The 17,672-nt window shown below is 66.8% G+C and carries 20 protein-coding genes and 1 tRNA gene; 4 read left to right on the forward strand and 17 right to left on the reverse strand.

All coding sequences use genetic code 11. From position 1 onward, the window contains the following. Positions 1–2 precede the first annotated feature (2 nt). Both E5790_RS04945 and E5790_RS04950 read right to left on the reverse strand, forming a co-directional pair. A complete protein-coding gene (locus tag E5790_RS04945; RefSeq protein WP_168708229.1) occupies positions 3–2,141 on the reverse strand; it encodes a TonB-dependent receptor in 2,139 nt (712 codons plus the stop codon). 129 nt (positions 2,142–2,270) lie between these two features. Continuing rightward, the gene (locus tag E5790_RS04950; protein ID WP_014646198.1) at positions 2,271–2,666 is read right to left on the reverse strand and encodes a DUF2946 family protein; all 396 of its coding nucleotides are present in this window, start codon (positions 2,664–2,666) and stop codon (positions 2,271–2,273) included. A 241-nt stretch (positions 2,667–2,907) separates the two neighbouring features. On the opposite strand from E5790_RS04950, the gene E5790_RS04955 reads away from it, so the two are divergent. Beyond that, positions 2,908–3,483 (forward strand): hypothetical protein, encoded by a 576-nt coding sequence (locus E5790_RS04955; protein ID WP_111205525.1) that lies wholly within the window; start codon positions 2,908–2,910, stop codon positions 3,481–3,483. A 46-nt stretch (positions 3,484–3,529) separates the two neighbouring features. Here the strand turns inward: E5790_RS04955 and E5790_RS04960 are convergent, their stop codons facing one another. Continuing rightward, entirely contained in the window at positions 3,530–3,910 is a 381-nt protein-coding gene (locus E5790_RS04960) for a tautomerase family protein (protein WP_074726395.1), read from the reverse strand. A 566-nt stretch (positions 3,911–4,476) separates the two neighbouring features. Between E5790_RS04960 and E5790_RS04965 the strand changes: the two genes are divergently transcribed. Then, entirely contained in the window at positions 4,477–4,884 is a 408-nt protein-coding gene (locus tag E5790_RS04965) for a hypothetical protein (protein WP_111205524.1), read from the forward strand. Positions 4,885–4,936: 52 nt separating this feature from the next. Next, on the forward strand, positions 4,937–5,500 hold the full coding sequence (locus E5790_RS04970) for a hypothetical protein (protein ID WP_111205523.1): 564 nt from the start codon (positions 4,937–4,939) through the stop codon (positions 5,498–5,500). Between the two features lie 85 nt (positions 5,501–5,585). Here E5790_RS04970 and E5790_RS04975 read toward each other — a convergent pair. The 14 genes from E5790_RS04975 to E5790_RS05040 form a co-directional block, all read right to left on the reverse strand. Next, a tRNA-Val gene (locus E5790_RS04975) sits at positions 5,586–5,660 on the reverse strand. A gap of 117 nt (positions 5,661–5,777) precedes the next feature. Then, entirely contained in the window at positions 5,778–6,131 is a 354-nt protein-coding gene (locus tag E5790_RS04980; protein ID WP_005412452.1) for a PilZ domain-containing protein, read from the reverse strand. Continuing rightward, entirely contained in the window at positions 6,128–7,084 is a 957-nt protein-coding gene (locus tag E5790_RS04985) for a DNA polymerase III subunit delta' (protein ID WP_032958537.1), read from the reverse strand. Before E5790_RS04985 ends, E5790_RS04980 begins: the two co-directional genes overlap by 4 nt. Beyond that, positions 7,081–7,746: a dTMP kinase gene (gene tmk / locus E5790_RS04990; RefSeq protein ID WP_111205522.1), complete on the reverse strand. Its 666-nt coding sequence runs from the start codon at positions 7,744–7,746 to the stop codon at positions 7,081–7,083. Before tmk ends, E5790_RS04985 begins: the two co-directional genes overlap by 4 nt. After that, positions 7,743–8,804 (reverse strand): endolytic transglycosylase MltG, encoded by a 1,062-nt coding sequence (gene mltG, locus E5790_RS04995; RefSeq protein WP_014646191.1) that lies wholly within the window; start codon positions 8,802–8,804, stop codon positions 7,743–7,745. The genes tmk and mltG overlap by 4 nt, the downstream gene beginning before the upstream one ends. 192 nt (positions 8,805–8,996) lie before the next feature. After that, positions 8,997–10,361 carry an aminodeoxychorismate synthase component I gene (locus tag E5790_RS05000; protein ID WP_111205521.1) on the reverse strand — a complete coding sequence of 455 codons (1,365 nt, stop codon included), beginning with the start codon at positions 10,359–10,361 and terminating at the stop codon, positions 8,997–8,999. A gap of 92 nt (positions 10,362–10,453) precedes the next feature. Next, a complete protein-coding gene (gene fabF / locus E5790_RS05005; protein WP_111205520.1) occupies positions 10,454–11,716 on the reverse strand; it encodes a beta-ketoacyl-ACP synthase II in 1,263 nt (420 codons plus the stop codon). A 143-nt stretch (positions 11,717–11,859) separates the two neighbouring features. Further along, the gene (acpP, locus tag E5790_RS05010) at positions 11,860–12,099 is read right to left on the reverse strand and encodes an acyl carrier protein (RefSeq protein ID WP_005415509.1); all 240 of its coding nucleotides are present in this window, start codon (positions 12,097–12,099) and stop codon (positions 11,860–11,862) included. A 152-nt stretch (positions 12,100–12,251) separates the two neighbouring features. Next, the gene (fabG, locus tag E5790_RS05015; protein WP_005408312.1) at positions 12,252–12,995 is read right to left on the reverse strand and encodes a 3-oxoacyl-ACP reductase FabG; all 744 of its coding nucleotides are present in this window, start codon (positions 12,993–12,995) and stop codon (positions 12,252–12,254) included. A gap of 82 nt (positions 12,996–13,077) precedes the next feature. Continuing rightward, positions 13,078–14,022 carry an ACP S-malonyltransferase gene (gene fabD / locus E5790_RS05020; protein WP_032958546.1) on the reverse strand — a complete coding sequence of 315 codons (945 nt, stop codon included), beginning with the start codon at positions 14,020–14,022 and terminating at the stop codon, positions 13,078–13,080. Between the two features lie 159 nt (positions 14,023–14,181). Further along, on the reverse strand, positions 14,182–14,964 hold the full coding sequence (locus tag E5790_RS05025) for a serine/threonine protein kinase (RefSeq protein ID WP_014646187.1): 783 nt from the start codon (positions 14,962–14,964) through the stop codon (positions 14,182–14,184). Positions 14,965–15,041: 77 nt separating this feature from the next. Beyond that, the gene (locus E5790_RS05030) at positions 15,042–16,019 is read right to left on the reverse strand and encodes a beta-ketoacyl-ACP synthase III (protein ID WP_014646186.1); all 978 of its coding nucleotides are present in this window, start codon (positions 16,017–16,019) and stop codon (positions 15,042–15,044) included. A 91-nt stretch (positions 16,020–16,110) separates the two neighbouring features. After that, positions 16,111–16,305, reverse strand: a complete 195-nt coding sequence (gene rpmF / locus E5790_RS05035; RefSeq protein ID WP_004154640.1) for a 50S ribosomal protein L32 — start codon at positions 16,303–16,305, stop codon at positions 16,111–16,113. A gap of 107 nt (positions 16,306–16,412) precedes the next feature. Then, positions 16,413–16,922: a YceD family protein gene (locus tag E5790_RS05040; RefSeq protein ID WP_049404889.1), complete on the reverse strand. Its 510-nt coding sequence runs from the start codon at positions 16,920–16,922 to the stop codon at positions 16,413–16,415. Positions 16,923–17,035: 113 nt separating this feature from the next. Between E5790_RS05040 and E5790_RS05045 the strand changes: the two genes are divergently transcribed. Beyond that, on the forward strand, positions 17,036–17,605 hold the full coding sequence (locus E5790_RS05045; RefSeq protein WP_111205519.1) for a Maf family nucleotide pyrophosphatase: 570 nt from the start codon (positions 17,036–17,038) through the stop codon (positions 17,603–17,605). The last annotated feature ends 67 nt before the right edge of the window (positions 17,606–17,672 follow it).

A 17,672-nucleotide genomic window follows, 5' to 3' on the forward strand; every position in this document is an offset into this window, starting at 1 on the left:
CCTCAGAAGCGATGGTCGACGGTGAATTCGACGCGCCGGTCCGCCCCCAGCAGCCACTGCGTGCTGGTGTAGTACGCGGTGGCGTAGTACGCCCTGTCGAACACGTTGAACAACCGCGCGGACAGCTGAGTGCGCGGTGCCGCCTGCCAGGTCAGTGCAAGGTCGGTGGTGCTGTAGCCGGGCAGTTCCAGCGTATTGGCGTTGTCGGCGTAGCGCTTGCCGACATAACGCACGCCCCCCGCCGCACTCCAATCCGGTGCGAACTGCCAGCTCAACCACATACTGGCCAGGCGCTCGGCCACGTTCGGCGGCACGTTGCCGTCGCGCGACACCAACACCGCCGGCGAACCCGTGGTTTCCAGGAAGTCCTCGAACTCGGCCTTCAGCACCGTCGCGTTGGCATCGAGCGACCAGCGCGGCGCGAAGTTCCAGTTCAAGGACGCTTCAATACCGCGCGAGGTCTGCGCGCCCACCTGCACGCGGCGATCCGGCACCAGCGGATCGCGGCTGAGCAGCCCGGTCTTGCGGATGCGATACGCCGCCAGCGTCCACTCGCCACCGTCGAAGGCCTGCTTCAGGCCAACCTCGATCTGCCGGCCCTTGGCCAGGTCAAAGGCGCCGTTGGCCGGGCTGATCATCAGCAGGCCACTGACCGGGTCCGCCGCCTGCGAATACTGCGCATACAGGCTCAGCGTCGGCCGCAGCGCGAGTACCGTACCCGCACGCCAGCCTGTGCTGCTGTAGGTCTTCGAGAACGCGTTCTGGCCGCTGATCAGATCGGTGCGATCGATGCGCGCGCGGTCATGGCGCAGGCCACCCAGCACCGACCAGCGCTCGCTCAGTGCCAGCCGGTCTTCCACGAACAGCGCGTACTGCTCGGCACGGTTGCGATAGCGCGGCAGGTTCGGCGCGTCGCTGGCGAACTGCCCCGGCACCGGATCGAACGGATCGACCGGGCCCGAGCTGCCGGCATAGGTGTTGTTGGTGTGCTTGAAGTGCGCACGGTTGGCGTCCAGGCCCACCGCGAAGTTGTTCTGCAGGCCACCCGCCGTTCCCTGCACACGCAGCGTCGAGGTCAGTCCGGTCTGGTCCTGGTTGTGGGTGATCTCGGTATTGCCCGAGCGATCGATCAAGCCGGTAGCGCGGTTGTAGACATAGGCCTCGGCATTGCGCCAATCACGCTGGCTGTCGATCTGGTAGACGCGGGTTCGCCATTCCACGTTCGCGTTCGGTGTCCACAGCGCGTCGAGCTGGGTCCAGCGGTCGCGGAAGCGGATCTCGCTGTCGTCCACGTTGTAGTTGCGGTGGCGCAGCGCCTCCAGCTGGCGGCCCTCGACCAGCGGCGTGCCGAAGTAGCGCATGGGTTTCTGGTAGCCCTGCGCATGGGTGAGCATCAGCTGCAGGTCCGCACGTGGCTGCCACAGCAACGCACCGGAGAATGTCGCGTCGCTGTTGCGTCCACGATCAACCCAGCCACCGCTGTAGTTGCCGCTCACATCCAGCCGGTAGGCCAGCTCGGGCGTCGGGGCGCCACCACTGCCGAAGCCCAGCCGCGCGGTGTCCTCGCTGCCCACGGTCACGCTGATCTCGTTCTCGATCGCCCCACGCGTGGGCTTCTTCGGCACGATGTTGATGACACCGCCGATCGCACCGTCGCCATGGATGACCGAGGCCGGGCCGCGCAGCACTTCGATGCGCTCGATCGACCAGGTATCGAACGGGAACGTGATGCCCACGCCGCCGTACTGGCGCAGCCCATCGTACAGCCGCATCACCGAGGCACCGTCGGTGAAGCCGCGGCTGGACAGCGCACTCAGGCCATTGCCCGGGTGCGGCATGGCACTGATCGCACCCGCCCGGCTGATCGCATCGTTGAGGTTGCTGTCGCCGCGTTGCTCCAGCTGCTCGCGCGAAATCACCGTCAGGCTGGCCGGTGTCTGCAGCACGCTCAGGCCCAACGCAGAGCCCGCGCTGGCGGTGGACGACAGTTCACCGCTGCGGGTATCGACCACCCGCACGGTATCCAGCGTGGTCGGTGGGGCCGCGTCAGCGGCAAGTACGGGGGCGGTGTGCAGGAGCAACGCGCACAGGACAGGCAGCGTCGCCCGGCGCAGGCGCGCGGAGTTGGGGTTCGTTTTCATTTTTTCACGGCATGCAAGGCCACCCCGCAATGGCAGGGCAGCAATCAGAAAGGGACAGACACGCGCGTGCGGGCACCGGCCGTGGCCGGCAACCTCATGGAAGAACGTTCAATGCAGCGCGCGTGCGGCTCAGGCGGCCATCAGTGCCGGCGGCCCACGCGCGCCCAATGTGCCGCTGATCCGTTGCGGCAACGCCCGCACCGCGCCGCGCAGTGCGCGGCACACCGGTGCCATCGGCGCCAACAGCAGCACGGCCGCCACCAGCAGGGTGATCAGCCGTGCAGCGATCAGGCAGTAATCGCAGTCCACACCCATCTCATGATCGGCATGTGGATCGGCGGGCGGCTTCTTCGTGGCCCCGCCGTGCGGCATGGCCATTGCGTGATGGTCGTGGTGCCCTTCCATCGCGTGCAGCGCGTGCTCTGCGTGCATTGCGTGGTCCATGGCCGCCACCGGCGCAGCGGCAGCCACGTGACCATGCGCCAGCCAGCGGCTCACCAGCGGGGCGAGCAGCACCAGCAGCATGGCAAGCCATGCCAGGGCCTGGAACCGGCGGTGGAGAACAGAATGGCGCACGCCGCCATTCTACGGGGCCATAGCCAACCTTGGACCCCGTTCAGGGTTTGGCCCCTGCGACACGGTGACGCAGGGGCTCGCCTCCAGCGGCGACATGTGAATGCACCGCACCGCGGTCCCTACGCTTGCAGGCCCCGCCTCGCCAAGTTTAGGGTTCAGATGGCCACGGCAAGGAGCCAGAGGGATCGGCATGACCACCCGAATCACACACCGGCTGCGCATCAGCCTGCTCGGCCTGACCGCGCTGCTTGCCGCCTGCGCCGACAAGGGGCCGCCCCCACCGCCAGAGCCGCTGGAACTCTCACAGCCCATCGCCGTGGACACGCCCGGCCAGCAGGTGCAGTTCGAGTTCGAAACCACGGCGCGCAATTTTGCCAGCTACCTTACATATGCGGTGGAGCTGGATCTGCAGCACCTCTCCCCATCGCCAGATGCTGCTTCTCCGCGCGACCTGCACATTCCTTTACGCGTCGGACTTCAGCAATGGTCCGGCGGCACGTGGCAGTCGCTGGCAAGCCCCGACGCCTACCAGATCGCACAGTCGCAATCTGGCCAGCCACTGCCAGACTGGCACCGCGATGCGGGACTGAACTACGCTCAGACCCAACGAGGCAGCGACGGGGCCTATCGACTCCATGTCGCGCTGCTGCCGTTGCAGGCGCGACGTCGCTACCGCGTCCAGATCAGCACGGTTGAAGACATCGCACCGCTTCGTGGCGCAAGCGCCAGGATGCTGATTCACGAATCCCGTCCGCTCGCCAAGTAGCACAGCGCCTTGGCACGCCCTAAAGAAACAGCGCAGCGCACCCGCATCAACTCACGTACTGCGCCTGACCGTTCCCGAACGACCAGTTCTCCTTCTTCACTTCCACCAGATTGATGAACACGTCTTCGCGGCGGATGCCCACCGCCGCATGCAGGCCGTCGGCGATGCCCAGGTACAACGCCTTCTTCTGCTCCAGCGTGCGCCCTTCGTTCCAGGTGATCTGGATGCAGATGAAGTCATCGGTACGGTCCACGCCCAGGTAGCCGGGGTCGTAGATCAGCGTGCCGGGCGCGTGTTCCTGGAAGATCTGGAAACGGTCGTTTTCCGGCACGCCCACCGCGCGCATGGCCTGGTAGATGGTTTCGCCGACGCGTTGCAGGTAGTCGGCGGATTTACCTTTGCGAAGATCGATGCGGGCGAGCGGCATGGTGGTACTCCGGGGTGGATGGGCACGGCAATGGGCTGAGACTACGCCTGCCCAAGGCGGTGGGACAGCACAGGGATGGAACCCTCTGGCTCCATGCGTGGCATGGTCCCGCCTCCGCCGCGCGGGGTGACGCGATTGCCGTGGTGGCTCCGCTGTGGAGTCGTCTCGTGCACGGTCGGCAGGTGCGGCGATGTGCGCCATCAGTGATGGGCCGCACTACTCGCGGGTGCTGGACTGCACACATTGGGAAACATCTGGCCTGCCTAGGGACAGTTGAGAATTTTCCTTACAGACCGATGTGATTGCCCGGCTTGAAGATCGCCGCGCCGAGGCAAGACGCCTTGGCCGGGATTGGCGTCTCGAATAATCAAACAAGATTTAGGGGCTGCAGGAACAATCGCAGCAGAGAGAATGCACCGACTGCCTTCAATGGCGGCCGGTGCGTGGGGATCGCCAGATCCGCCAGGCATTCTTCTCCCCTGAAGCTTGTTTGCCTTGGTACGCCAACCCGCACCGTCCGCCACCTTCACTCCTGAAGGTGGCCCTACGCCAGTGAGGGTTTCGCCATGACCAACCGCACCGCCGTCCATCCCCGCCTGCACACCCTGATCGGCGACGTCGCAACCGATGTGCCGGAAGACCTCGCACGCGAGATCGAGTGCGCCCTGAACGCACAGAATTTGCCCGCGCAGCTGCCCACTTTCTTCGCCCGTCTCAATGCGATCAACCATGCTGACGGCGATGACGGACAGCCATGCATCAGCCTCACCCTCGGCGCCAGCAATCACGCTTCGTTGCGCCGCTCGCTATCCGGGCTCGGCGCATTGCTCGATCTGCTGCAGGCCGCCGATCATGCGCGCAACGAAGGCGGCCCGGACGAACAGTTGGGCGCCTTCCATATCGACGGACTGATCGTGGCCGCACGACAGCTGGTGCGCGAGGCGCATCATTGCCTCTTCAGCGGCGATGCCTGACCGGCCCGGATGTGCTGCCGCTACAATCGCGCAGGGAGCGCAGGAGACCGCAATGGACGCCGAACACCTGGAGTACTTCAAGGCCGCACTGGAAGGCCGCGCAACCGTGGGCTGGAACGTCTGGTTCGCGGCCAACCAACACGCGCTGGCGCAACAGCTGAGCCGCCCTGCACTGCTGCGCTTGAAGTTCAGCACACTGGATGAAGCCGAACGCCTGCTCGCCGAAGCCGGCATCGTGCCCCGCAGCACAGCGGGCAAGCGCTACGAAATGTACTGCGCGCAGTTCTCGGCGGACGTGGTGGACGCGAACGGTCGCCCGCTACCGGCCATCTGGCGCGCGGCGCACGGCGGTGCCATCGGCCTGCTGGCCGATGGCGAGCAGGAGGCCGGCCAGGCGAAGCTGCTCGCGGAGTTCCGCCGCGTCCGCAAGCGCGGGCTGCAACAGGCCAACGAATGGTTGGCCGATCTGTGCTTTGAAGCAGAGATGGAGCTGACCAGCGGCAATGCCGAGGTGGGCCGGACTCTGCTGGCGGTGGTGGTGCAGGCCGGCAGCGGCCACGACCTGCTGGATGCTACGGCGATGATCGCGCGCGAGCTGCTGGAGCGGCACGGCTGAAAGGGTGTGCGCTTCCGGCTGATCCTGCTGGATCGCAGGCAACAAAAAAGCCCCCATTGCTGGAGGCTTTTTTCGTTCTGCAACATGGTGGGCGGTACAGGGATCGAACCTGTGACCCTTGCCGTGTGAAGGCAATGCTCTACCGCTGAGCTAACCGCCCGGTGTGTTGCTGAGCCGCTCATTATAGGGGCTTTTCAGAGGCCGTCAACAGTTTTTCACAGTCGTGTTCACGGGCATTTCGGGGCACGCAGCCGGGCATGACCCGACGCTACCGGAATCACATCGTATGGGTCGGTTTGTCCGAACCGGTCAGCCCGGCCAGCAGGGTCTCGATCTTGTGGCGCACGCCCTCGCCTTCGGCACCGTCGGCCAGCTGCACGCCGATGCCGGCGGTGCGGTTGCCCTGCGCGCCGGCCGGGGTCACCCAGATCACCTTGCCGGCCACCGGCAGGCGCTCGCTGGAATCGGGCAGCGTCAGCAGCAGGAACACCTCGTCGCCCAGGAAATAGCGCTTGGGCGTGGGCACGAAGATGCCGCCATTCTTCACGAACGGCATGTACGCGCTGTACAGCGCGGCTTTGTCCTTCACAGCCAGGGACAGGATGCCCTGGCGGGCGTTGCTGGCACTCATCGATTTCCCCTTGCGGCAGGCCGCTCGTTCACCTTGTTCCAGGCCAGCAGCAACTCGACCACCGCAAGGTCTGCACGCACCGTGGTGCGCAGCAGGTCGCGGGTGCGGTTGGCCGCATCGAACCAGGCTGCAAGCTTGTGCAATCGCTCCGGCGTGGTCAAGGCATCGGTGCTGGCCTGGGCCAGCGCCAGGTCGGCAGCGAAGCGCAGGCGCAGCGCCGCGTTGTCATCACCACACCACTTCTGCGCCAGCTCCACCGCGCCGGTCTTGCCGGCGGCCAGCTGTTCCAGATCTCGACCGACTTCGCGGCGCAGGCTCAGGCCGTCTTCGCGCAGCCAGTTGTCGGCCTGGCCGGGATGGCCGCGGGCGGCCTCCAGCGCTTCGCGCGCCGATGCTTCACTGTGGCCCAGCTGCTGCAGCCAGGCCAGTGCTTCGTGCTGCGGCGGCAGCTTGAATTCCAGTCGCTGGCAACGGCTGCGGATGGTCTGCGGCAGGCGTGCCGGGTCGCTGCTGATCAGCCAAAGGTAGCGGCCGGGCTGCGGCTCTTCCAGGGTCTTCAGCAGCGCATTGGCCGCCGAGCGGTTGATCGCATCGGCCGGATCGACGATCACCACCTGCGCCACGCCGTACTGCGGGGTCAGCGCCAGCTTGTCGGTGATCTCGCGCACCTGCTCGATGACGATCTCGGTACGCAGCTTGTCGCCGCTCTTGTTCGGAATGAAGCTGACCAGCTGCAGGTCCGGATGGGTGCTGGCGGCGATCAGCTGGCGCGTACGCGTGGCGTGCGTTGCATCACCCTGCGCCAGCACGTGGTCGGCCAGCGCCAGCGCTACCTCGCGCTTACCCAGCCCGGCCGGGCCGCAGATCAGCAGGCCATGACCGAGGCGACCCGCATCGAGCGCGGCCACGGTCTGGTCGAACGCACGCTGCTGCCACGGCGAAAACGTGCTCATGCGCCCTCCCCTTCCTGCAGCCAACGCTCGACATGTGCGACCACATCGGCGGCCACGCGTTCCTGCACCTGGCCGGCGTCGATCAGCGCGAAGCGCTGCGGGTCCTGCTGTGCGCGGCTGCGGAACACGGCGCGCACGCGCTGGAAGAAATCGTCCTGCTCGCTCTCGATGCGGTCCGGCCACAGGTCGCGACCGTTGGCGCGCGCGCGGCCGACGGCCACGTCCACATCCAGCAGAAGGGTCAGCCCTGGCAGCAGGCCGACCGCGCGGCGCTCCAGGTCGGCAATCCACTGCGGGTCAAGCCCGCGGCCACCGCCCTGGTAGGCGTAGCTGGAATCGGTGAAGCGGTCGCTCAGCACGTAGGCACCGCGCTGCAGCGCCGGCCGGATCACCTGACGCACATGCTGGGCGCGTGCGGCGAACACCAGCAGCAGCTCGGCTTCGGCGCTGAGCGGTTCGGCAGCGATCTCGGCATCGGGCTTCAGCAGCAGGCCGCGGATGCGCTCGGCCAGTGGCGTACCGCCCGGCTCGCGGGTCAGCACCACCTCGTGGCCGTGGCGGCGCAGGCAGTCACGGATGGCATTGATGGCGGTGGTCTTGCCTGCGCCCTCGCCGCCTTCCAGGCTGACGAAACGCGGGTGGCGAAGCAGCGCGGGACTCATTGCGCCGGGGTCTCCTGGGTACGTTGCTGGCGCAGCTGCTGCAGGTAGCGGGCTACGGCGGCGTTGTGCTGGTCCAGGCTGGGCGAGAACACGTGCGCGCCGCTGCCGTCGCCCACGGCGACGAAGTACAGCGCATCACCGGCGGCCGGCTGCGCCGCGGCCATCAGCGCGTCGCGACTGGGCATGGCGATCGGGGTCGGGGTCAGGCCCGCACGGGTATAGGTGTTGTACGGCGTATCGGTGGTCAGGTCGCGGCGGCGGATGTTGCCGTCATACGCGGCACCGATGCCGTAGATCACGGTCGGGTCGGTCTGCAGGCGCATGCCGATCTTCAGGCGGCGCATGAACACGCCGGCGATCTGCGGGCGCTCGCTGGCCAGCGCGGTTTCCTTCTCGATGATCGACGCCAGCGTCAGCAGTTCGTAGGGCGTGTTGATCGGCAGGTCCGGCGCGCGGCTTTCCCAGGCTTCGTCCAGCGCCTTTTCCATTGCGGCGTGGGCGCGCTTGAGCACGTCCAGATCACTGTCGCCGCGCTGGTAAACGTAGGTCTCCGGCAGGAAGCGGCCTTCCGGGTGCTGGCCACCGAAGCCAAGGCGCTGCATCAACGCGGCGTCATCCAGGTTGTCGGTGGTGTGCAGCAGCGGCTCGGCGCGCTTGAGTGCGGCACGCAGCTGGCGGATGTTCCAGCCCTCGACAATGGTGACGCGGTGCTGCAGCACCTTGCCGGCGCGCATGCGCAGCAGCAGCTCGCGCGGGGTCAGCTCGCCACCGAGCGCGTACTCGCCCACCTTCAGCTTGCCGGCCGCATCGAGCTGGCGCGCCAACAGCTGCCACTGGGTGTCCTGGCCCTCGTCCACGCCGGCGTCGCGCAGCTTGCGCAGCACGCTGTTCATGCCATCGCCGCTGGCGATGACCACGCTCTCGGCGGTCGGGGTGATCGGGGCATCGGCGAACCGGGTCTGCTGGTAGAAGAACCACGCGCCCGCGCCCGCCACGACGGCGGCCAGCACCACCACCAGCGTTACCACGAACAGACACCCGCGCTTGGCTCCCGCCATGGACTACCTCTGAACTCGATTCCGTCGTGCAGGATACCGTGCCGGTGGATTGGGGTCATGACCGGGGTGGCGCCTGCGTGCCGGCCAACGGTCGATCAGTAGATCCACGCCATGCGTGGATGAACGCCCGGCGGCATGACTGCGGGGGTCAGAGCCCTCGCGCGGTGCGCAAGGGATCCGACCCCGACCGGATCAGCCCTGCTGGCCCAGTGCGCGCAGCAGGCCGCGGGCCTTGGCGCGGGTCTCGTCCAGTTCCTTGTCCGGGTCCGAATCGGCCACGATGCCGGCGCCGGTGCGGAAGCTGACCTGGTGGCCATCCACTTCGGCGGTGCGGATCAGGATGTTCAGGTCCAGGTCGCCATCGCGGTTCAGCCAGCCGAACGCGCCGGTGTAGGCACCACGCGGCACCTGCTCCAGCTCGCTGATGATCTGCATGCAGCGCACCTTGGGGCAGCCGGTGATGGTGCCGCCCGGGAAGGTCGCGGCGATCACCTCGCCCGGGGTCACATCGGGGCGCAGGTGGCCGCTGACGTTGCTGACGATGTGGTGCACATGCGCGTAGCTCTCCACGGTCATCAGCTCGTCGACCACCACGGTACCGGGCATGCAGATGCGGCCCAGGTCGTTGCGCTCCAGGTCGATCAGCATCACGTGCTCGGCGCGCTCCTTGGGGTGGCCGACCAGCTCCTGGATGCGTGCGGCATCATCGTCCCCCTCGAAGCGCGGACGCGTACCGGCAATCGGACGGGTCTGCGCGTGGCCGGCATGCACCGACACCAGCCGCTCCGGCGAGGAACTGACCACATGGCGGCCGTGGGCGCTGAACAGGCCGGCGAACGGTGCCGGATTGGCACGGCGCAGCTGCGCGTACAGCGCCTGCGGGCTGACCGGCGCAGCGAACTGCGCGCTCCAGCGCCGCGACAGGTTCACCTGGAACACGTCGCCGGCACGCAGGTACTCGATCACCCGGCGCACGCCGTCGGTGAAGCGCTGCGGCGCATCCTCGCCCACCGCCTGCGGCGGCTGCCAGCCCTGCCCGGCCTCGGGCAGCGCGGCCGAGGCCAGTGCCACCAGCGCATCCAGCAACGCCTGCTCGCCGGCCTCGGCGATGACGAAGCTGGCGCCGTTGTGATGGTCATGCAGCACCGCGGCCGGGCAGCGCAGCGCCAGCGCGGTCGGGCGGCCGTCCTCGCGCGCACGCGCCGGCAGCACCGGTTCGATCTGGCTGGCCACTTCGTAATCGAGCATCAACGCCCAGCCGCCGCGGAACGGCAGGCTGTGGCTGCCGTCATGCGGCAGGCGTTCGCGCTGCCAGGCACGGTCCAGCACCTGCAGGAAGCTGCCGGCGTGCACCGCGTCGTGCTGGTCGCGCACCTGGCCATCCGCATCCAGTCGCAGGCCATCGCCCTGCGCGGCCAGCAGCAGGCTCCAGCGGCCCTGCGCGGTGCCCGAGGCAGTGGATTCCATCAGCAGCGGAAAGCGCGCCGGGTCATGCTGCTGCAGGGCCAGCAGATCGATCGGGTGCGGCAGCGGGTGGATCAGCGGTGCGTGGGTCATGGCAGCCAGTTCTGGGGTTCAGATGCACGGAAGCCGCCTTGCGGCGGCTCCGTAGAACGCGGCGTCGAGCATGGCCCGACGCTACAACTCGGTCAGACGCGCTTGAAGACCAGCGTGCCGTTGGTGCCGCCGAAGCCGAAGCCATTGGACATCACCACGTCGACCTTGGCCTGGCGTGCTTCGTTGGGCACGTAGTCCAGGTCGCAGCCTTCGCCCGGCTGCTGCAGGTTGATGGTCGGCGGGATGACGTTGTCCTGCAGTGCCATCACCGAGAAGATCGCTTCCACGCCGCCGGCAGCACCCAGCAGGTGGCCGGTCATCGACTTGGTGGAGCTGACCATCATCTTGTAGGCGTGGTCGCCGAAGGCGGTCTTCATCGCCATGGTCTCGCCCAGGTCGCCCAGCGGCGTGGAGGTGCCGTGCGCGTTGAGGTAGCCCACCTGTTCCGGGGTCACGCCCGCGTCCTTCATGGCCATGGCCATGCAGCGCGCGGCGCCTTCGCCGTTCTCGCTCGGTGCGGTCATGTGGTACGCGTCGGAGCTGGCGCCGAAGCCGGCCAGTTCACAGTAGATCTTCGCGCCACGCGCCTTGGCGTGCTCGTACTCTTCCAGGATCAGGATGCCGGCGCCGTCGCCCAGCACGAAGCCGTCACGGTCCTTGTCCCACGGGCGCGAGGCCTGTTCCGGGGCATCGTTGCGGGTGCTCATGGCCTTCATCGCGCAGAAGCCGCCCAGCGCGGTCGGCGACGAGCCACGCTCGGCACCGCCAACCACCATCACGTCGGCGTCGCCGTACTGGATCATGCGCATCGCGGTACCGATCGAATGGTTCGAGGTCGCGCAGGCCGACACCGCCGAGAACGACGGGCCCTTCAGGCCGGTGATGATGCTCAGCTGGCCCGGCAGCATGTTGATGATGGTCTTGGGCACGTAGAAGGGCGAGATCTTCTTGCCCTCGTGGAACTCGATGGTCTGCTCTTCGATACCGAGCAGGCCGCCGATGCCGGCGCCGACGATGGCGCCGATGCGATCGGCATTGGCGTCGGTGATCTCCAGGCCCGAGTCGTGCAGGGCCATGAACGAGGCACCGAGGCCGTAATGGATGAACGGGTCCATCTTCTTGGCATCCTTGCCGCTGACCCGGAACTTGCCGAACAATTCATTGTCGGCGGTGATGTCGAATCCCTTGACCTCACCTGCAATCTTGGTGGTGAACCGATCCAGATAGGCATCCGCAACGTTGGTCAGCGGACCGATGCCCGAACGACCGTGGGTGATGCCTTCCCAGCTGCTGGCCAGATCATTGCCCAACGGCGAGACGATACCCAGGCCGGTTACGACGACGCGACGCTTCATTGCTGATTCTCCTGACCCGGCTGATTTCAACGGGCAACTCGGTTTGCTTCGGTGTGATGCTCAAACACACGGGGCCGCAACTGCGGCCCCATGGGGTGCGGTGCGCGGCGAGCGTGGGCCCGCGCGCGCACTGCCGTCTGACATCAGGCCTTGACGTGGGCCTTGATGTAGTCGATGGCGGCCTGCACGGTGCTGATCTTCTCGGCTTCTTCGTCCGGGATCTCGCACTCGAATTCTTCTTCCAGGGCCATCACCAGCTCGACGGTGTCCAGCGAGTCAGCGCCCAGGTCATCGACGAACGATGCGCTGTTGGTGACTTCTTCTTCCTTGACGCCAAGCTGTTCGACGACGATTTTCTTGACGCGTTCTTCGATGGTGCTCATGGGATCTCGCTCCAGATGGAGTTGTGGTTCAAAAGTGGTCGCCATCAAAGGCGATGGCCGTGGGATAGTGTAGTGGAAACCGGCGCGGCCATGCATTGCAGCAAAAACCTCCGCAGATCAACCACTTGCGGCGCAATCCCTGCGCCCCTTGCTTACGGCATGTACATGCCGCCGTTCACATGGAGGGTTTCGCCGGTGATGTAACCGGCAGCCGGGCTGGCCAGGAAGGCCACCGCATGGGCGATGTCTTCCGGCGACCCCAGGCGTTCGAGGGCGATGTCGTTGATCAGCGCGGTGCGCGCTTCTTCCGGCAACGCCTTGGTCATGTCGGTGTCGATGAAGCCAGGTGCGACAACATTGACGGTGACGCCGCGCGAACCGATTTCCTTGGCCAGCGACTTGCTGAAGCCGATGATGCCCGCCTTGGCCGCGGCGTAGTTGGCCTGGCCGGCATTGCCGGTCACGCCCACCACCGATGCGATGTTGATGATGCGGCCCTTGCGCGCCTTCATCATGCCGCGCATCACCGCCTTGCTGGTGCGGAACACGCTGGTCAGGTTGGTGTCGATGATCGACGCCCAGTCCTCGTCCTTCATGCGCATGAGCAGGTTGTCGCGGGTGATGCCGGCATTGTTGACCAGGATCGAGATCGGGCCGAATTCCTTGGCGATGCCATCGAGCACGCTGTCCAGCGCGGCGGCATCGGTGACGTTCAGCGCGCGGCCGTGACCACCGTGGGCGGCCAGGCGTTCGCCGATCGCGGCAGCGCCGGATTCAGTGGTGGCGGTACCGATGACGGTGGCGCCCTGGGCGGCCAGCAGATCGGCGATGGCGGCACCGATGCCACGGCTGGCGCCGGTGACCAGTGCGATTTCACCCTGCAGGGGCTTGCTCATGATGTTTTCCTCAGGCTGGGGCGACCGCCGCACCCGTGCCGCTTGCCGCGGCCACCGGTACGGTCGGCAGGAACAGGGGGGATCAGGCCGACCATGCCTCGCGGGCGGCTTCGAAGTCGCCCGGCGTGGCCAGCGAACGGCCGTCGATGGCCTTGTCGATGCGCTTGACCAGGCCGGTCAGCACCTTGCCCGGGCCGCACTCGGCGATCCGGGTGACGCCACGGGCAGCCAGCGCCTGCACGCACCCGGTCCACTGTACCGGCTGGTACAGCTGCTGGACCAGCGCGGTGCGGATCGCGTCGATGCCGCTGTGCACCTGGGCGTCGACGTTCTGCACCACTGGCAGCTGCGGCGCGTGCCAGGACAGGCCGGCCATCACTTCGGCCAGGCGGTTGGCGGCTTCGCGCATGAGCGGGGTGTGCGAGGGCACGCTGACGGCCAGCTTGACCGCCTTGCGCACGCCCTTCTCGGCCAGCAGCGCCAGCGCACGGTCGACCGCGTCGGCGTCGCCACCGATCACGATCTGGCCCGGCGAATTGAAGTTGGCCGGCACCACCACCTGGCTGCCTGCCGCTTCGGCGCAGACGTCCAGCACCAGCTGGTCTTCGGCGCCGAGCACGGCGGCCATGGCGCCGACACCGGCCGGTGCGGCTTCCTGCATCAGCTGGCCGCGCAGGCGCACCAGGTGCGCACCGTCATGCAGGCTCAGTGCGCCTGCGGCAACCAGGGCGGTGTACTCGCCCAGGCTGTGGCCGGCCAATACCGACGGGCGCGGACCGCCCACGGCGTTCCAGGCGCGCCACACGCCGATGCTCGCGGCCAGCAGGGCCGGCTGGGTGTATTCGGTACGGTTGAGCATTTCCTCCGGGCCGCCCTGGGACAGCGCCCACAGGTCGACGCCGGCACCATCGGATGCCTCGGTGAAGGCTTCACGCACCTGTGGGTGCAGTTCGGCCAGCTCGGCCACCATGCCCACAGACTGCGAGCCCTGGCCGGGGAAGACAAAAGCGAGGGTGGATACGGTCACGCGGTCATCCGCTTGTTGCAATCGAAGCGGGCCATGATAAGGGCGAATCCGCTGTGTCGTCTGTACGTGCGCGTATGCAGGCGTATGGAGCGCGGCCGGGCAAGCGCAACGGGGTCAGATCCCTTTTCCTGCGGAAAAGGGATCTGACCCCTATCAGCCTCAGCAGAACAGCTGCAGGACGTCCAGGTCGCCGTCGGCGAGGAAATCCACGCACAGGCCCACCAGCATCAACACGCCGGCGGTGCTGGCGCCGTGGGCGATGAAGATGGAATGGGCCAGCGCGCGCGCCGAACGGCCCAGCTTCATGCAGACCCGGGCCAGGCTGCGCAGGCGGCCGCTGACCGCATGCACGTGCTCGCGCACCGGCGCCTGAACGTCACCCATCGCCTCGGCCATCATCGCCTGCAGGTGCCCGGGGCGGTCGGCGTAGTACTTGGCCACGCCGTAACCGAACATCAGCCAGTCGCGGGCCTGCGCTTCGGACAGATCCATCACTTCCAGCGGATCTTCCTCGAAATCGATGAAGCCGACCTTCTCGCCATCCCATGTGAGGTTGCGCGGCAACGGCTGGCCGAAATAGGCGCCGCGGGCATGAGCTTCAGCAATGGCCAGCATCGCCGCCATCACCAGCCGATCGCGACCGGCTTCGTCGGCTTCGCGCAGGCAGGTATTGAACGAGCTGCCGTTGTCGCCGATCACCAGCGCGGCATGGCCGGTGCCCAGTACGTCCGGCACGTTCACACCCTGCGCCTGCAGTTCCGCGAGGCGGCGGGCCTCGGTTTCGCGTGCGGCGTCGCCACCGCGGTGCGGCGGCGGGCGCAGCGCATCCAGATGGAAACGGCGCGCAACAAAATTGAGCAGGCCCAGGGCCATTGCCCGGCTTCCCTTGCCGTACTGCTTCAGCCAGGCACGTTGCCCTTCGATGACGATGGGCTCAACCATGACAGGTCCTCCTTAAACGCGTTACGGCCCCGAAGGGGCCGTAACGACAAGACTTCACATTGTCGTAACTTGCACTATCAATAGCGCAGCAGGGCCGAACCCCAGGTGAAGCCGCCGCCGAAGGCCTCCAGCAGCAGCAACTGGCCACGCTCGACCTTGCCCGAACGCACCGCGGCATCCAGCGCCAGCGGCACCGAGCCGGAGGAGGTGTTGCCGTGCTTGTCGACGGTCACCACGACCTGGTCCATCGACATCTCCAGCCGCTTGGCGGTGGCTTCGATGATGCGCAGGTTGGCCTGGTGCGGGATCAGCCAGTCCAGGTCGGACTTGTCCAGGCCGTTGGCGGCCAGGGTCTCGTCCACGACCGAGTCCAGCGCCTTGACGGCGTACTTGAACACGTCGTTGCCCTTCATGTTGATGGTGCCGCCACCGTTGGCGCCGTCCTTGAAGCCGGTCGAAACGCCGACCGGGTTCCACAGCAGTTCCTTCTTGCTGCCATCGGCATGCAGGTGGGTGCTGAGGATGCCAGTGTCTTCGTCGGCCTTGAGCACGACGGCGCCGGCGCCATCGCCGAACAGCACGCAGGTGGTGCGATCGTTCCAGTCGACCATGCGGGTCAGCGTTTCGGTGCCGATCACCAGCACGTGCTTGCAGTCGCCGGAGCGGATGAACTTGTCGGCCACGCCCAGCGCGAACACGAAGCCGGAACAGGCTGCGTTGACGTCGAAGGCGGGGCACCCGGCCACACCGAGCTTGGCCTGGATCAGGCACGCGGTGGACGGGAAAATGAGATCAGGGGTGGTCGTGCCGACCACGATCATGTCGAGCTGCGAGGCATCGATGCCTGCGGCTTCAAGCGCGCGCAGGGCGGCGTTGTAGCCAAGGTCGCTGGTGGTTTCGCCTTCGGCCGCGATGTGCCGTTCACGAATACCGGTGCGCGACTGGATCCACTCATCCGAGGTTTCGACCATTTTTTCCAGGTCGGCGTTGGTCAGGACTTTTTCCGGCAAATAGCTACCGGTGCCCGCGATCCTCGAATAGATCCGCTTGCTCATCATGTTTCCTGTTGCGCGGGCCGCCGATCACCGGCACGCCCGGGAAAGAAGGCAAAGGCCGCTGCCCGGAGGCAGCGGCCTTCCCGGCACATCAATCTTCTTCGACAGCCGAGGTCTTGGTCTGGATGACCTTCTTGCCGCGGTAGAAACCGTCGGCAGTGATGTGGTGACGCAGGTGCACTTCGCCGGTGGTCGGGTCGGTCGACAGCTGCTTGGCGCTCAGGGCGTCGTGGGCACGACGCATGCCGCGGCGGGACGGGGTGACACGGGATTTCTGCACAGCCATGGGATTGCTCCAAACTCGGTTCGATTTGCTTCGTCGTATCGTCGCGCAGGACGCCAGCGCCCAGCACACTTTCGCTTTCGCCGCAGCCGCCGACGACAATCCGGCTGCTATTGTTTCTTCAGTGCTGCCAACGCCGCAAACGGGTTGGCCTTCTTCGTTTCTTCTTCGCTCGGTGCCCAGTCCTTGTCGACTGCTTCACCGTCGGGCGACAGCGGCACCACGGGCACCGCCAGCACCAATTCGTCCTCGACCAGATCCAGCGGACGCAGCTGGCCGTCTTCCGGCACCAGCAACGCCTCGTACTCCTCCGGCAGGGACGATTCCTCGTCCTCGTCGCGGATCAGGCCAAGCCTCTGGGTCACCTTCACCGGCAACAGGAATCGCTGCATGCTGCGCTGACAGGTCAGCGGCAGCGCGGTGTCGATGGTCAGTTCCACATAGGATACCCGCAAGACGTCGTCGCGACCGAATTCAAGCGAGTAGACACACTCGCCGTCGGTATCTGCGACCAACCCCTGCAGGCGGGTCAATTCAGCCAGGGAGACCTGACCGTCGAAGCGCCTTCGCGCTACAACCATCCGCCAGGCATCCAGCGTTTCGGGCACGTTCGCGGACATAAGCCGCTGAATACTAAGGATCGCACCGCCCGCTGTCAAATGCCCGCCCTGCAGCACTTGCCGCTGGCGCCGTGGAGGGGCCAGACTGCCGCGCCCTGCCCCGGTATTGTCACATGTCACTGGTCCTGGCCTCCACCTCCCGCTACCGTCGCGAACTGCTGGAACGGCTGGGCCTGCCCTTCGACTGCGCACGCCCGGACGTGGATGAAACCCCTCTGGGCGCCGAGACCCCGCTGGCCCTGGCCACGCGCCTGGCCGCCGTCAAGGCCGCCGACGTGGCCGCCCGCCATCCGGGCGCCTGGGTGATCGGCTCGGACCAGGTGGCCGACCTGAACGGCCAGCCGCTGGGCAAGCCGGGCACGGCGGAGGCGGCCTGTGCGCAGCTGGCGGCAATGTCCGGACAGACGGTGCGCTTTCACACGGCAATCAGTCTCAGGCGGGATGGAGAATCCCTCGCCACCCTGGATCTGACCGAAGTACGCTTCCGCGTGCTGGACCCGCAGGAAATCATCCGCTACGTCGCCGCCGAGCAGCCGCTGGACTGCGCCGGCAGCTTCAAGTGCGAGGGCCTGGGCATCAGCCTGTTCGAGGCAATCGACAACCGCGACCCGACCGCGCTGGTCGGCCTGCCACTGATCGCGGTGTGCGGCCTGCTGCGCAGGGCTGGATTCGCGGTGCCGTGAACGGTAGAGCCGAGCCCTTGCTCGGCCGTCTTTTTTTTAGGCTGCCCGCCATCTGTAGCAGAAGCAG

The sequence above is a fragment of the Stenotrophomonas sp. PAMC25021 genome (assembly GCF_004795795.1).
Lineage (GTDB): Bacteria > Pseudomonadota > Gammaproteobacteria > Xanthomonadales > Xanthomonadaceae > Stenotrophomonas > Stenotrophomonas muris.

Bases quoted from the DNA above. Each gene is read 5' to 3' on its own strand.
- rpmF (WP_004154640.1), bottom strand. From the start codon at position 16,305: ATGGCTGTGCAGAAATCCCGTGTCACCCCGTCCCGCCGCGGCATGCGT.
- E5790_RS04945 (WP_168708229.1), bottom strand. From the start codon at position 2,141: ATGAAAACGAACCCCAACTCCGCGCGCCTGCGCCGGGCGACGCTGCCT.
- fabG (WP_005408312.1), bottom strand. From the start codon at position 12,995: ATGAGCAAGCCCCTGCAGGGTGAAATCGCACTGGTCACCGGCGCCAGC.
- acpP (WP_005415509.1), bottom strand. From the start codon at position 12,099: ATGAGCACCATCGAAGAACGCGTCAAGAAAATCGTCGTCGAACAGCTT.
- mltG (WP_014646191.1), bottom strand. From the start codon at position 8,804: ATGGCGGGAGCCAAGCGCGGGTGTCTGTTCGTGGTAACGCTGGTGGTG.
- E5790_RS04950 (WP_014646198.1), bottom strand. From the start codon at position 2,666: ATGCTGCTGGTGCTGCTCGCCCCGCTGGTGAGCCGCTGGCTGGCGCAT.
- E5790_RS05025 (WP_014646187.1), bottom strand. From the start codon at position 14,964: ATGGTTGAGCCCATCGTCATCGAAGGGCAACGTGCCTGGCTGAAGCAG.
- E5790_RS04985 (WP_032958537.1), bottom strand. From the start codon at position 7,084: ATGAGCACGTTTTCGCCGTGGCAGCAGCGTGCGTTCGACCAGACCGTG.
- E5790_RS04955 (WP_111205525.1), top strand. From the start codon at position 2,908: ATGACCACCCGAATCACACACCGGCTGCGCATCAGCCTGCTCGGCCTG.
- E5790_RS05040 (WP_049404889.1), bottom strand. From the start codon at position 16,922: ATGTCCGCGAACGTGCCCGAAACGCTGGATGCCTGGCGGATGGTTGTA.
- E5790_RS05045 (WP_111205519.1), top strand. From the start codon at position 17,036: ATGTCACTGGTCCTGGCCTCCACCTCCCGCTACCGTCGCGAACTGCTG.
- E5790_RS04970 (WP_111205523.1), top strand. From the start codon at position 4,937: ATGGACGCCGAACACCTGGAGTACTTCAAGGCCGCACTGGAAGGCCGC.
- E5790_RS05030 (WP_014646186.1), bottom strand. From the start codon at position 16,019: ATGAGCAAGCGGATCTATTCGAGGATCGCGGGCACCGGTAGCTATTTG.
- E5790_RS04965 (WP_111205524.1), top strand. From the start codon at position 4,477: ATGACCAACCGCACCGCCGTCCATCCCCGCCTGCACACCCTGATCGGC.
- E5790_RS04960 (WP_074726395.1), bottom strand. From the start codon at position 3,910: ATGCCGCTCGCCCGCATCGATCTTCGCAAAGGTAAATCCGCCGACTAC.
- tmk (WP_111205522.1), bottom strand. From the start codon at position 7,746: ATGAGTCCCGCGCTGCTTCGCCACCCGCGTTTCGTCAGCCTGGAAGGC.
- fabF (WP_111205520.1), bottom strand. From the start codon at position 11,716: ATGAAGCGTCGCGTCGTCGTAACCGGCCTGGGTATCGTCTCGCCGTTG.
- E5790_RS04980 (WP_005412452.1), bottom strand. From the start codon at position 6,131: ATGAGTGCCAGCAACGCCCGCCAGGGCATCCTGTCCCTGGCTGTGAAG.
- E5790_RS05000 (WP_111205521.1), bottom strand. From the start codon at position 10,361: ATGACCCACGCACCGCTGATCCACCCGCTGCCGCACCCGATCGATCTG.